12 protein-coding genes are annotated in these 13,128 nt (G+C 45.2%); 8 read left to right on the plus strand and 4 right to left on the minus strand.

What is annotated here, in order from left to right:
- Nucleotides 1-89 precede the first annotated feature (89 nt).
- Nucleotides 90-509 (minus strand): hypothetical protein, encoded by a 420-nt coding sequence (locus tag RIB93_RS07725; protein WP_446371885.1) that lies wholly within the window; start codon nt 507-509, stop codon nt 90-92.
- A 439-nt stretch (nt 510-948) separates the two neighbouring features.
- Between RIB93_RS07725 and RIB93_RS07730 the strand changes: the two genes are divergently transcribed.
- Nucleotides 949-2,142 (plus strand): extracellular solute-binding protein, encoded by a 1,194-nt coding sequence (locus tag RIB93_RS07730; protein ID WP_446371887.1) that lies wholly within the window; start codon nt 949-951, stop codon nt 2,140-2,142.
- A gap of 274 nt (nt 2,143-2,416) precedes the next feature.
- On the opposite strand, the gene RIB93_RS07735 is transcribed toward RIB93_RS07730, so the two are convergent.
- Nucleotides 2,417-2,899 carry a hypothetical protein gene (locus tag RIB93_RS07735; protein ID WP_446371889.1) on the minus strand — a complete coding sequence of 161 codons (483 nt, stop codon included), beginning with the start codon at nt 2,897-2,899 and terminating at the stop codon, nt 2,417-2,419.
- Nucleotides 2,900-2,930: 31 nt separating this feature from the next.
- Complete coding sequence (locus RIB93_RS07740; protein ID WP_446371891.1) at nt 2,931-3,716, minus strand: hypothetical protein; 786 nt, start codon at nt 3,714-3,716, stop codon at nt 2,931-2,933.
- A gap of 430 nt (nt 3,717-4,146) precedes the next feature.
- Between RIB93_RS07740 and zds the strand changes: the two genes are divergently transcribed.
- The 4 genes from zds (at nt 4,147) to RIB93_RS07760 (ending at nt 7,888) form a co-directional block, all read left to right on the plus strand.
- A complete protein-coding gene (gene zds, locus RIB93_RS07745; protein ID WP_446371893.1) occupies nt 4,147-5,616 on the plus strand; it encodes a 9,9'-di-cis-zeta-carotene desaturase in 1,470 nt (489 codons plus the stop codon).
- Nucleotides 5,617-5,775: 159 nt separating this feature from the next.
- Nucleotides 5,776-6,225: an SRPBCC family protein gene (locus tag RIB93_RS07750; RefSeq protein ID WP_446371895.1), complete on the plus strand. Its 450-nt coding sequence runs from the start codon at nt 5,776-5,778 to the stop codon at nt 6,223-6,225.
- A gap of 235 nt (nt 6,226-6,460) precedes the next feature.
- On the plus strand, nt 6,461-7,483 hold the full coding sequence (locus tag RIB93_RS07755) for an acyltransferase family protein (RefSeq protein ID WP_446371897.1): 1,023 nt from the start codon (nt 6,461-6,463) through the stop codon (nt 7,481-7,483).
- Between the two features lie 168 nt (nt 7,484-7,651).
- Nucleotides 7,652-7,888 (plus strand): hypothetical protein, encoded by a 237-nt coding sequence (locus RIB93_RS07760; RefSeq protein ID WP_446371899.1) that lies wholly within the window; start codon nt 7,652-7,654, stop codon nt 7,886-7,888.
- A gap of 146 nt (nt 7,889-8,034) precedes the next feature.
- On the opposite strand, the gene lipA is transcribed toward RIB93_RS07760, so the two are convergent.
- Entirely contained in the window at nt 8,035-8,964 is a 930-nt protein-coding gene (gene lipA, locus RIB93_RS07765) for a lipoyl synthase (protein ID WP_446371901.1), read from the minus strand.
- A gap of 302 nt (nt 8,965-9,266) precedes the next feature.
- On the opposite strand from lipA, the gene RIB93_RS07770 reads away from it, so the two are divergent.
- The 3 genes from RIB93_RS07770 to RIB93_RS07780 all read left to right on the plus strand — a co-directional run.
- On the plus strand, nt 9,267-9,821 hold the full coding sequence (locus tag RIB93_RS07770; protein WP_446371903.1) for a response regulator: 555 nt from the start codon (nt 9,267-9,269) through the stop codon (nt 9,819-9,821).
- A 36-nt stretch (nt 9,822-9,857) separates the two neighbouring features.
- Nucleotides 9,858-10,631 carry a tryptophan-rich sensory protein gene (locus tag RIB93_RS07775; protein WP_446371905.1) on the plus strand — a complete coding sequence of 258 codons (774 nt, stop codon included), beginning with the start codon at nt 9,858-9,860 and terminating at the stop codon, nt 10,629-10,631.
- Between the two features lie 178 nt (nt 10,632-10,809).
- Nucleotides 10,810-13,128 (plus strand): CARDB domain-containing protein (locus tag RIB93_RS07780; protein WP_446371907.1); only part of this gene is annotated, 2,319 nt, incomplete at its 3' end.

Below are 13,128 nucleotides of genomic sequence, written 5' to 3' on the forward strand. Positions count from 1 at the left end.
CCCCTGCTCCCCCTGCTTCCCCTGCTCCCCCTGCTTCCCCTGCTTCCCCTGCTCCCCCTGCTTCCCCTGCTCCCCCTGCTCCGTTGAACTCACGAGTGAATGCGGCGGGCGAGAAGCTGTTCTTCTAAAGCCGCAATGCGATTGTAAGCGGCGGTCAATTGGGCGGTGAGACGTTGCACTTGCACATCAGCAGACAGGAAATTCTCTGAATTATGATTTCCGTTGTGATTCGTATGAAATTGAGCGACTTCACCGTTATCCTCGATCAGGATATCTTTATGTTCCATCCCAGAGTCCAGCAGTTGGGGATTCGCATAGACGGGGATGTCATTAACCTTTGCGGTTGATGCCTGTAGCTCAGAGTCTACAGTTGACATCGGTTGGACTTCAGGGAGACACTGGGATACCTTGTTGTTGAGTTGCTCAATACTTTGGTATATGGCATCAACTTTATAATTTAGGGCGCTGATTTGTTGTTGAACTGTATCCATCTGATTACCAATTTCCATAGTGAGTTCTATTTCATGCTAGTCAATTTACACTCAAAGGCTACCTTTTGGCAGACTCATTTAACTATTTGAGACAATTCATACCCAGATTTGCTGCTGATTCTTGACATCGTACAATGTTCAGTCATTGAGTCAACCCCAAAAATGATTTATCTTGGGCTGTTATCGCCTTTTTTGCCAGATTTTCGCTTTGTCTTCCTTCAATGGCATCCATCCAATTACTTAATGTTTTATTTACAATTGCGCCTTTAACTCAACCCAAACTCTGGATTCAGTTACCAGATTTGCTCAACGAGTCATGGGTCACTGGTCACTTGTATAGCAGATGGATTATTTGACCGTCAGTCTCAAAGAACACAAAAAGTATGAAATTATGTTAGTTTGTGGGGAGAAAGCGCATACAACGTAGTATTTTTACTCAATTAACCAGATTTTTGGGATGAAACGACGCTCCTTTCTAATGGGCGCTAGCGCCCTAGCACTGGGGCAATTGGCGTCTGGGTGTGGCAATAGACAGTCAACGGCTTTAAATGTAGGACTGTTGCAAAATTCAATTCCGGTTCAGTTATTAGCTGAATTTCGCCGAACCCTGGAGTCACCCGTGAGGCTCAAGTTTGACCCACAAGCCCAGCTTAAGGATATATACCAGAACCTTCGGGTGTGGAAACGACAATCAGAAAACCCAGGCGAGGATTCTGGATTTTCCCTTCCTCTGATTAGTCGCAAACCTCCCGCGATCGCGAATTTGGTCACACTAGGAGATTATTGGTTAGAATCTGCTATCGGTGAGCAACTGATTCAACCGCTAGAGCTGTCAACATTACCAGGATGGCAAAACCTACCCCCGCGTTGGCAAGGGATTGTCAGACGCAATCGCCAAGGACAACTTGACGAATCGGGATTAATCTGGGGCGCACCCTATCGCTGGGGGACGTTGGTTATTGCCTATCGCCGGGATAAGTTTGAGGAGTTAGGGTGGACACCGACAGATTGGAGTGACTTATGGCGTCCAGAATTACGCGATCGCATTTCGTTACTTGATAGTCCGCGAGAGGTGATTGGGTTGACCTTGAAAAAATTAGGGTTTTCCTATAATACCGCAAACTTGAGTCAAGTCCCCAATCTGAAAACTGAACTCTTAGAGCTGCATAAACAGGTTAAGCTTTACAGTTCAAATCACTATCTAGAACCTTTAGTGTTAGGCGATACCTGGTTAGCCGTGGGTTGGTCTACCGATATCCTATCCCTGCGCGGACGCGATCGCCAAATTCAAGCCGTCGTTCCTCGTTCAGGAACCTCTCTTTGGGCAGATGTGTGGGTACAACCTGCTGTGAAGAAGACGGCTGCTGAATCGCCAGAACCAGAAACGTCCCAATCATTGACTCAGCAATGGATTGATTTTTGCTGGCGACAACAATCCGCGATCGACATTTCGTTATTAAGTCATGCAGCTTCACCGATACTGGTTACCCTGAATCCGGCTACGTTACCCGACTCACTGCGAAACAGTTCGGTACTCTTACCCGAACCCTCTATTCTCGAAGCCAGTGAATTTCTATATCCCCTACCCCAAGAAGCGATTGAGCAGTACCTAGAACTGTGGCAAGAAATTCGCACAATACAATTTTTTTAGTCACCCCTTCAGCTTAAGCCCTCAACTAAAGTTGGGGCTAAAAGCTGAAACCCGTTGAAACGGGTTCAAAGAAAAGGTTTCCCCAGTAAGCTTGATTCTTACTTTAGCTTTGACCCGGTAAGTAGGTAGGGACAATAAAAGTTAACGGCGAAGTTTGTCATACCCAATCCGGGGAACGCTACCCCTGTTATAACCTAGTCCGCGCAGGCGGACTACCCTTCGGGAAGGCTTCGCCTATGTTTGTGTAGCTGCGATTTCAATCGCCTCCTCTTGCTTAATTAAGTCGAATAGCACTCAAATAAGCATTTGGGGAGCGCCAAAACCCTTTATCTATCGTAGGGTGGGCATTGCCCACCATCCTTAAGTCAGTGTCATTCAATTTCTGGACTTTAGACAAACAAAGTGCGATCGCGGTTGAGAATAAGGTGGGTTTGGTTGTCCAGTTTGGGATTAATCGATTGCCGTTCGGTGGGGGAATGGGCGGGTTTTGTTGTTCCGTTAGTGGTGGGGAGGGCGGGTTTTGTTGTTCCGTTAGTGGTGGGGAGGGCGGGTTTTGTTGTTCCGTTATCGGTGGGGAGGGCGGGTTTTGTTGTTCCGTTAGTGGTGAATATCTGAATTTAGTCCCTAAACCCGCCCCTACAATTGTCCCTAAACCCGCCCCTACAATTGTCCCTAAACCCGCCCCTACGATTGTCCCTAAACCCGCCCCTACATCTAATTTTTCTGCCCTAAATGCCTTGGCAAATAAATTACGCAAATTTATTGTTTTTGTCCAAAGTCCAATCAATTTAGCATCCCAGTTTTTGGTAATGACGCTTGAGCAGCCGTTGAGCTGCATCCGAGGAAATATTCACGGGTTCAAAGGCTTTAGCATCGAATCGGCTTGTGCTAATCGTCATCAATTGCCAATTGCCTTGCTCATGCTGGAGAATGGCATCTCCACCAAGCTCTTCCATTACCCAAGTTACAATCGCATAAGGTTCATCAATAGTGATTTCTAGAAACCGAACATTGTCCTGCCATTTATCCCAGTCATCCAGCAGCTTTTTTTCTAACTTATCTTTGCTTTCGTTAATGGTGATTTGCTGATTATCGGTAATAACTGGGGCTTTAACTAACAAAACCGTTAGCAAATTTAAGTGAATATTTAAATGATAGATCATCGCCCCCAAACGACGAATTGCATAAGCTAAATTTTCATCAACATTCTTTAAATCACTCTGATTATTGCTGTGTTGCAGTTTCGCTCGACGTTCCAGGGAATGATTATAATCTTCAACTAAACCGAATATGCTCGTTGTCTTGCTGTCAAGCATGTAGAGAACATACTCATCCACCAATAAATGTTGAGGCGGAATTTTATAAATAATTTTTTTTAATTGTTCTACATTGATTGGCTCAACCTGACTCTTCTCAAATGATTGAATGTTGGGATGTTCGAGTAAGCTCAGTTCATGGCGAATGACTTGATCCGCTTTACGAAGCTTCAGAAAAATCGTATCGACTTCAACCGCTAGGGAAGATAGTAATACTTTCTCTTCCTCTTTTTTAAGTTCTTTGTTGTTCAAACACATTTGAGTTGCATTAAGAATGATTGAGCAAAAACAGTGACATTAACACTGCTATTGCCTGCCGGCTTGGTTAGGATTAGGCTCACGTCGAAGACCCTAAGTCAGTAGAAGTACTTTGACGGGTGTTTTACCTTTGATTAGCAACCCTGATGTTCTAATTGAGTAACCTTGCCTGCTTTCTCTTTGGCGAGATATTCGCGTTACCCAATTTTTGTAGACTGGTAAGTCTGTAATACGTAATGTATAACATGTAAGACACTCTGTACATTCTAATTCCTATTGGCTGACATCAGCAAGTCGGTTTAGCCAACTTTATCAAAATTTCATCCCCGCAAACAAAACTGGGATCAACGGCGATCGCAAGCCGATAGGCTGCATTTGGAACCCAAATTCTATTACAATCTGTAAAGAAAACTGAAAAGGAAGGGCTACGATGCGCGTTGCGATCGTTGGGGCAGGACTTGCCGGAATGGCGACGGCTGTAGAATTAGTCGATGCCGGACATGAGGTCGAAATCTTTGAATCCCGTCCATTCGTGGGCGGCAAAGTTGGCAGTTGGGTAGACAGCGAGGGCAATCACATTGAGATGGGGTTGCACGTCTTCTTTGGCTGCTACTACAACTTGTTTGACTTGATGCAGAAGGTAGGGGCATTAGAGAACCTACGTCTCAAGGAACATACCCATACCTTTATTAATCGGGGTGGGCGCACGGGGGCGCTAGATTTTCGCTTTATCACAGGAGCGCCATTTAACGGACTCAAAGCCTTTTTCACCACCTCCCAGTTATCACCTCAGGATAAGCTACAAAACGCGATCGCACTCGGAACCAGTCCCCTAGTACGCGGTTTGATCGACTTTGACGGGGCAATGCAAACGATTCGCGACTTGGATAAAATCAGCTTTGCCGACTGGTTCCGCAAGCATGGGGGGTCTAACGGCAGTTTAAAGCGAATGTGGAATCCCATCGCCTATGCCCTCGGTTTTATCGATACGGAGAATATCTCTGCCCGTTGCATGTTGACAATCTTCCAGTTCTTTGCTGCGAAAACAGAAGCCTCTGTTCTCAGGATGCTGGAAGGTTCGCCAAATGAATATTTACATCAACCGATTATCAATTACCTAGAAGCACGAGGAGCAAAAATTTATACTCGGCGAAGAGTGAGAGACATCCTCTACACCGAGACAGGAAACTCAGCTAACGTGACAGGTTTAGTCATCGCCCAAGGCGAAAGCGAAGAAACCATTACCGCTGATGCTTACGTTTGCGCCGCCGATGTGCCAGGAGTGCAGCGTCTGTTACCAGAATCATGGCGCAAATGGTCAGAGTTTGACAATCTCTACAAGTTGGATACCGTACCTGTCGCCACTGTACAACTGCGGTTTGATGGTTGGGTGACAGAACTCCACGATCCTCAAAAAAGGAAGCAACTGGCACAAGCGACAGGGATGGATAATCTCCTCTATACTCCCGATGCGGATTTTTCCTGCTTTGCCGATTTAGCCTTAACCAGTCCTGGTGACTATTACAAAGAAGGACAAGGGTCACTGTTGCAATTAGTGTTAACGCCCGGTGATCCATTTATCCGGCAAACTAATGAATCCATCGCCCACCATGTCCTCCAGCAAGTCCACGAACTCTTCCCCTCTTCGCGAGACTTGAACATGACCTGGTACAGTGTGGTTAAATTAGCTCAATCGCTTTACCGAGAAGCTCCGGGCATGGACCCCTATCGTCCTAACCAAAAAACCTCAGTGAGCAACTTCTTCTTGGCAGGTAGCTACACTCAACAAGATTACATCGATAGTATGGAAGGAGCGACCCTATCCGGGCGGCAGGCGGCTAAAGCAATTCTAGAACATGCACAACAACATGTAGAACCAACTCTCGTTACCACAAGTTAAACGATATCTGAAAACCGGGAAATCCGGGCTGTAGGGGCGGGTTTTACTACTATCGTTTCTTCCCTCACCCAGATACAACTAAACCCGCCCCAACCAAGTACAAGAATTATGTGACAAATGACAAATGACGAATGACAAATGACAAATGACGAATGACAAATGACAAATAACTCTGACTGGCTAGAACACAGTGTACAGGTTGAAGTCGAGGTGCCAATGGAAACCGTTTGGAGCCTCTGGTCTGATTTAGAGCAAATGCCTCGCTGGATGAAGTGGATTGACTCGGTACAAGTATTAGAAGATAATCCAGATTTATCCCGTTGGAAACTCGCCAGCAGTGGCTTTGAATTTAGCTGGCTCTCTCGCATTTTGAAATTAGTACCCCATCAGATTATTCAGTGGGAATCTGTTGATGGTTTACCGAATAGGGGTGCAGTGCGCTTTTATGATCGCCATGGAAGTAGTGTTGTTAAACTTACGGTGGCTTACGACATTCCTGGCATTTTGGGTAAGTTGATGGATGGTTTGTTTTTAGGTCAAATTGTCGAATCTACGATTCAAGCCGATTTGGATCGGTTCCGGGACTATGCGCTTAAAATCCAAAGTTAATACTGTTGATTGTTGAGAGCAAGAGGGGGCGATTGAAATCGCTGCTACACAAACAAAGTCCGCCTACGCGGACTGGCTTATAACGGGGGTAGCGTTCCCCGGATTTGGTATCACTCCTCGTTCCTCTATAACCATTTGTTAGATCTGTTAAAATCTGACCCAAATCCAAAAATAATTGATGTTCAGTATAATTAAATATTCCCATAGCTATGCACCCTGAGTTGAGGATCGGCTGATGGCTAATATCTCTAGACAGACCCAGACTCTATTTGCGACAAAACAGCGGGTGCAATGGGTTGATTATGCCAAGGGCATCGGAATTTTTTTAGTCGTTTTTGGTCATACGCTCCGAGGTCTAGTTAATAGCTCAATCCTTGAGACTTCAACAATAGTTGTCTCGATTGATCAGTGGATTTATTCCTTTCACATGCCACTTTTCTTTTACCTTTCAGGATTATTTATTGAGCGCTCAGCCTCCAAACCACTAAGAGAGTTTTTCGTCAGTAAGCTTAAAGTTATCGCCTATCCTTACTTGGTCTGGTCGGTGCTTCAGACTGTACTTCAGGCTATAGTATCGAGTTATACCAATAGTTCAGTTTCCTTGAGTAACTTGTGGCGAATTATCTACCAACCTGTGATGCAATATTGGTTTCTATACACATTGTTTGTCATCATGGTGGTTTACGCAATTGTCAGCAAGCTCAATGTTTCTTCCAGAGTATTTTTAATTTTGGCGATTTTGTTTTACTTGACGCAAATTGCTGATGTTGGCTTGGGTTCGTGGAGGGTTTTATATTCAGTTCGCGGCTATGCTATCTACCTCGCCTTGGGTGCGGTAATAGGCAGTAGTCGATTCATGTCACAGTTGAGTCAATGGAAAACCCAAACTTTGCTCATGGTTACAATTGGTGGATTTTGGGCTGTGGGATTAGCGGTTGGGTTCAATGTGATGGCGGTCAAATTACTGACGCCTATAGTGGGTATCTTTGGCATCGCCGCCTCAGTTGCTTTGGCAATTCTCCTGGATCGGTTTAATAGAATTGACGTTGTGAAACAGTGGGGAAGCTTGTCACTAGAAATATTCGTGGCTCATACAATCGCTTCGGCATCACTACGAATTCTCCTCCAATATGTCTTCGGGTTTACCAATCCGATCGCGCACCTTATCATTGGCACAGCCATAGGTATTTATGTGCCGATCGCACTGTATCGGATTTGCCAACGAAGTCGGCTTCGATATATGTTTCGCCTCGTTTAATACCCGTTGTGCCGTTCGCCCAGTATCTGAGTCAATACTATTTTCTCAAAACCCAATCACGATTGAGACATTGAGACTGATGAATTTTCATCCTATTTGCAGATTCGATTAACTCGACTCTTAAGATAGGTTGCAGTTATAGATAGTCGCAGAATTGACAAAACTATTATGGCTGATATGACTACTAAAGCAAACCAGGAACTTAATCCAAAAGAACAAGGAAATCTGTCTGATGTACCCATCGAAGATACTGACTTGGTTTCAGATACACCTGTAGACGATGAAGATACTGAGGAACCCGTTATTTCCAACCTACCCCAGGAAGTGACTGAATCTTATGGAACAGGTGTTCCTCTCGATCCAGGGCTGAATATCGGTGGACGAACGACACACGACAAGGCTTGATGAATCCAATCACTTACTATTCCCTGTTCCCTGTTCCCTGTTCCCTGTTCCCTGTTCCCTGTTCCCTGTTCCCTGTTCCCTGTTCCCTGTTCCCTGTTCCCTGTTCCCTGTTCCCTTGTTCTCCTGCTGCATCCCATTAATTCAGGTCATTCACCTGCGTGATAGGAACTGCGAACCAAGGGACCCGAACGGACATGAGTGAAACCCATCTCTTTCGCGATCGCACCCAGTCGCTCAAATTCCTCGGGTGTCCAATAGCGTTGCACTCTCAGGTGTTCCAGAGAGGGACGCATATATTGCCCTAGGGTGAGGCGATCGCATTCAGCGCGGCGCAAATCCTCCATGGCTTCGATCACCTCGGCTTCCGTCTCTCCATGTCCTACCATTAATCCTGACTTAGTGGGAATGGTCGGATCAAGGGTTTTGACAATGCGGAGAACATCTAGCGATCTCTCATATTGGGCACCCCGGCGCACTTGTCCTTGCAATCGTTTTACGGTTTCAATATTGTGGTTATAACAAGCTGGACGCGCCTGAACCACCGTTTTCACCCGTTGGCGCTGCAACTCGGTTGGCGTTTGATTCTCCTTTCCTCTCCCGCCCCAAAAATCTGCTGTTAGTACCTCAATTTGGGTTTCTGGATTCAATCGCCGGATCGCATCCATTGTGGCAACAAACCAACCTGCCCCCTGATCCGGTAAATCATCTCGCGCCACTGATGTCAGTACAACATACCGCAATCCTAACAACTGAACCGATTCAGCAATTTTCTGGGGTTCTTCGGGATCAAGGGGCATGGGAGAATGACCCTTATCCACTTGACAAAATGCACAAGCACGGGTACAGGTTGGACCCATCAGCAAAAAGGTCGCCGTTTTGTTAGCATAACACTCCCCGCGATTGGGACAGCGCCCCTCTTCACAGATCGTGTGAATTTGCCGTTGTTTCACAATGCGCTGAACCGTGGAGATATCACTGGCGTTGCCAATAGGACGCCGCAACCAACGGGGTAGGGCAGTAATTTCCTCTCGCCAAAGGTTTTTAGCAGACAGATTGGGTTGAGTCGGCAAATCCATAATAATTGTGGTGAGCTATCAGCAACAGTGTTACTCTGTACGATACAAATGGTAGAGCATTTTACTTGGACCCTGATTTGAGCCGAGTTTTGCTCTCAACCAACCAAGCAGATTAATCTAGAGTCATGGACAATCAGTGCTTTTGGGTTCAATCTCAAAACAGCAAAAGAGTTACAGGTGTCGGTCAGTCATCCGTTGTTTTCCCGGAAACAGACTCTGTGAGTTCTGTCTGAGTGGAATTATGGGGTCTGGTCTACCTGGGCTTAAGACGTTTTTCTTTTATCTCTCCAAAGGAGTCAGTCGTGGCAAGCCATAAAATATTAGTTATTGATGACAGTCGAGTCATCCGGATGCGTGTTAAAGAAATGTTGCCGCCCGGTAACTTTGAAGTGTTAGAAGCCAAAGATGGTATTGAAGGTCTTAATCAGATCCGCCAGGAGCATCCCAACCTAATTATGTTAGATTTTCTGCTTCCTAAAATGAGTGGTTGGGATGTTTTTCAACAAATTCAAAGTGACGGTACTCTCCAGAGCATTCCTTTAGTATTAATGTCAGGTCGTAAGGAAGAAGTAACGGAGAAGATACCGGAACCGTTTGAGTATTTTGCCTTCGTCGAAAAGCCCTTTGAAAAGAAGCAACTGGTTGATGCGATTAAGGAAGCGATGGCGAAGGCGAAAAAACGCCCCGTTATGGCTCCGCCCCCCAAAGAAGAAGCCCCTGCGGGTGAAGCTCCTGGTGTTTCATCAGACGAAGTTCAAGCATTAAATGCAAAAATTGAACATTTACAGTCAGAAGTTGATGGGTTGAAAAAACAAATGGGACAACTCGTGTCATTTATTAAGCAAAAACTCAAGTGACCTTCAGCATAACCGAGATTTCAACTCGGTGAGAATATGAAACGGCTCAATTCCTATTTAAACTCAGATCGCCTCCGGCAAGTTCTCACATTGAGTGCGATCCTTGCTGCTTTTGGTATTAATGTCTGGGCAAATATCGCGCCGATTGGTGGACTAACAATCGGCGAAATCTCCAATACTCTCTTTGGGGAAATTAAGATTATCCCAGCCAGCTATGCTTTTGCTATATGGGGGATCATTTATCTGGGTTTGATTAGTCTGGGGATCTATCAGGTACTGCCTAACCAACGGCAAAATACTTATCTGCGTCAGATGGGTTATGGTTTAGTGCTGGCGAGTGTTGCCCAGATTGTTTGGGTGTTTCTATTCCAGTATCGCCAGTTTGCCCTGTCGCTGGTGGCGATGCTGGGGATTTTAGTGCCACTGATTCGAGTGTATTGGCGGTTGGGTATTGGTTCTGTCAGGGTGTATCGGAAAGAGAAATGGTATGTCCACATTCCCGTGAGTATCTATTTGGCGTGGATCAGCGTAGCCACCATTCTGAATGTGGCAATTGTACTCTATGACTTTGGCTGGAATGGATGGGGGATTAATCCCTCCGCGTGGACGGCAATTGCCCTGATTGTCGGGGCGGCGATCACAGCAACGGTGATTATTCAGCGATCGGATATTGCCTATCCTCTGGTAATTGCCTGGGCTTATGGTGCGATCGCGGTGCGTCATCCGGATACCCTACTGATTTCTGGAGTCGCTGGAGGATTCGCGATCGCGCTTTTGTTATTCGCTGGGTTGAAACGTTACCGCAACTGACAGATATGGGGTCTTTCTAGCTGTTGAATGTCAATTTGTCAAGTAAAAATAAACCTTTGTAAAGTGTAAATCTCGAAACAAAAAACTGCATAAGGGTCAACTCCTGAGAGACACAAGAGGGCAGAGAGGTCAACATCTGACATCTGCACACAATTTTCCCTACACAGGAGAGACTCTTATGGCATCTCACGACAAATCCTTCTCCACCTCCACCGAATTAGCTCTGATGTTTGGTAATTTTTTTGGTGTAGCAGAAGCTGATAATTTATCTATTGACACTGATAGTTCAGGTACAGCAACTGAGAAGTTTGATCAGACACCTCAAGCAAACATCGTTTCAAGTAGGCAAACAAGCTTAGAACTCACTGACAACAGGACTCAACAGACAAAATCAACGACAACGCCAAATCTGTTAGCCGCTCAGACTCCAACCTCTACTATCAACGTTAACTATAACGGTTTTTCCACCCAAGCTCAAGCGGCATTTGAATACGCGGTTGATATCTGGGAAAGCCTTATTGTTTCGCCAGTTCCGATTGAAATTGAAGCGAATTGGACTCCTTTCGGAACAAACGCTCTCGGTTCTGCTGGACCCAATGACTATGACTACAACTTTGCCAATGCTGCCTACACTAATACCTGGTATCCCAGCGCCCTCGCCAATAGTTTGGCTGGCGTCGATTTAGATACCACTACCCATGATATTAATGCTGACTTCAATAGCAATTACTCGAACTGGTATTTTGGCACTGATGGTAATACACCAACAGGACAGTATGATTTTGTTTCTGTTGTCTTGCATGAATTAGGTCATGGCTTGGGGTTTCTGGGTAGCATGAACTATGACTCCAACACTGAACAAGGGAGTTGGTGGAGCCAACCCTTAATTTACGATCGCTTTACGGTGAATGGTTCGGGTCAAAAACTTATCGATACATTTCCGAATTACTCTGTTGCTTTAGGCGATCAACTCACCAGTGATAACCTGTTCTTTAATGGGAGTAATGCGGTTGCTGCCAATGGTGGCACGAATCCCAAGCTGTACGCTCCGAGTACATGGGAATTGGGTTCTAGCTATGCCCACTTGGATGAAGCGACTTATGAAAGTGGAAATTCTAATGCTTTGATGACACCTTCCATTGCTCCGGGAGAGGCGCACCATGATCCGGGTGCGGTAACATTAGGAATTTTTGAGGATTTAGGTTGGGTGATCAATTTAGCTGATTTGTGGGGGTCAGATTTTGATATCACTCCACAACCCCTTGATGCCGGTGATAGTTTCAATATTGATTTTGACATTACCAACATGGGGAGTAGCGCGGGTGCGTTTGATGTTTCCTTCTACCTTTCCAGTAATAACTACATCAGCACCGTAGATCATCTGTTAGGTAGTACCACGATTAATGGGTTAGCTGGGAACAGTACACGCTCCTTTACCACTAACTTAAATTTGCCCAGTGTTAATCATTCCTTCTGGAATGGAGATGGCACATACTACATCGGGATGACGGTTGATTCTGGTTCAGATGTTACGGAAGTCTATGAAACAAATAACTCAAATGTCGGCTTTTTGTTCGACTACGATGATGTAGCCATCAATAATACTCAATTAGCTGACTTATCCGGTTCAGATTTTGATATCACTCCACAATCCCTCGATGCGGGTGATAGTTTTGACATTGATTTTGACATTACTAATACGGGGAGTAGCGCTGGTGCTTTTGATGTTTCCTTCTACCTTTCCAGTAATAACTACATCAGCACCATGGATCATCTGTTAGATAGTGGCACGATTAATGGGTTAGCTGGAAACAGTACAGGCTCGTTTACCACTAGCTTAAACTTACCTGGTTTTAATCATTCCTTCTGGAATGGAGATGGTACATACTATATCGGGATGCTGGTGGATTCGGGAGCAGATGTTACGGAAGTCAATGAAACCAATAATTCTAATTTCGGCTTTTTGTTCGACTATGATGATGTAGCCATCAATAATACTCAATTAGCTGACTTATCCGGGGCGTATTTTGATGTCACCTCCAATCCTCTAGATGCAGGTGATAGTTTTGACATTGATTTTGACATTACCAATACGGGGAGTAGCGCAGGTGCTTTTGATGTTTCCTTCTACCTTTCCAGCAATAACACGATCAGCACGGTTGACCAGTTTTTAGGTAGTACCACGATTAATGGTTTAGCTGGGAACAGCACGGGTTCATTTATCACTAGCTTAAACTTGCCTGGAGTGAATCATTCCTTCTGGGATTTATATGGAGATGATACCTATTACATCGGGATGCTGGTTGATTCGGGAGCCGATGTTACGGAAGTCAATGAAACCAATAACTCAAATGTCGGCTTTTTGTTCGACTATGATGATGTAGCCATCAATAATACTCAATTAGCTGACTTATCCGGGTCAGATTTTGATATCACTCCACAATCCCTCGATGCAGGTGATAGTTTTGACATTGATTTTGACATTACTAACACGGGG

Source organism: Coleofasciculus sp. D1-CHI-01, assembly GCF_040218875.1.
Taxonomy (GTDB): domain Bacteria; phylum Cyanobacteriota; class Cyanobacteriia; order Cyanobacteriales; family Coleofasciculaceae; genus Coleofasciculus.

Excerpts from the sequence above, each read along its gene's own strand:
- RIB93_RS07725 (WP_446371885.1), bottom strand. The coding sequence starts at position 509 with ATGGAAATTGGTAATCAGATGGATACAGTTCAACAACAAATCAGCGCC.
- RIB93_RS07730 (WP_446371887.1), top strand. The coding sequence starts at position 949 with ATGAAACGACGCTCCTTTCTAATGGGCGCTAGCGCCCTAGCACTGGGG.
- RIB93_RS07740 (WP_446371891.1), bottom strand. The coding sequence starts at position 3,716 with ATGTGTTTGAACAACAAAGAACTTAAAAAAGAGGAAGAGAAAGTATTA.
- zds (WP_446371893.1), top strand. The coding sequence starts at position 4,147 with ATGCGCGTTGCGATCGTTGGGGCAGGACTTGCCGGAATGGCGACGGCT.
- RIB93_RS07750 (WP_446371895.1), top strand. The coding sequence starts at position 5,776 with ATGACAAATAACTCTGACTGGCTAGAACACAGTGTACAGGTTGAAGTC.
- RIB93_RS07755 (WP_446371897.1), top strand. The coding sequence starts at position 6,461 with ATGGCTAATATCTCTAGACAGACCCAGACTCTATTTGCGACAAAACAG.
- RIB93_RS07760 (WP_446371899.1), top strand. The coding sequence starts at position 7,652 with ATGGCTGATATGACTACTAAAGCAAACCAGGAACTTAATCCAAAAGAA.
- lipA (WP_446371901.1), bottom strand. The coding sequence starts at position 8,964 with ATGGATTTGCCGACTCAACCCAATCTGTCTGCTAAAAACCTTTGGCGA.
- RIB93_RS07775 (WP_446371905.1), top strand. The coding sequence starts at position 9,858 with ATGAAACGGCTCAATTCCTATTTAAACTCAGATCGCCTCCGGCAAGTT.